At 71.6% G+C, this 282-nt stretch carries 1 pseudogene; it reads right to left on the bottom strand.

Annotated features, from left to right (window positions below):
* Positions 1-227: pseudogene (locus tag EN804_RS36740) on the bottom strand (aminotransferase class IV); the annotation flags it as partial.
* Positions 228-282 lie beyond the last annotated feature (55 nt).

The raw sequence follows: 282 nt of genomic DNA, 5'->3' as shown, positions 1-282 counted from the left end.
GCCAGGCCGGCCTGCTGCAGCGCCTGTGCCATCCCCCCCCGTACCTGCCCCGTATCCAGCTCGCTGCCGAACAGTGCACGCGTGGCCTGTGACAGCCGCGCCAGATGCAGGTCCAGTCCCTGCACCGCATGGCCGCGCACCTGCAGCGAGGTGAAGTGGCCGTAGTTCACCAGCGCCGGCAGCAGGTCCTCCACCTGCGCCGGCTGGCCATTGCAGCTGACCCTCATCGCAGCAGCGCCTGCGCCTGTTCCCACATGCCGCGCAGCACGCCGGCGGCCGGCT

Origin of the sequence: Mesorhizobium sp. M8A.F.Ca.ET.161.01.1.1 (assembly GCF_004792105.1) — a bacterium.
Taxonomy (GTDB): Bacteria; Pseudomonadota; Alphaproteobacteria; order Rhizobiales; family Rhizobiaceae; genus Mesorhizobium.
The sequence above is the reverse complement of the archived record's forward strand: the minus strand, read 5'-3'. Positions and strand labels throughout refer to the sequence as shown.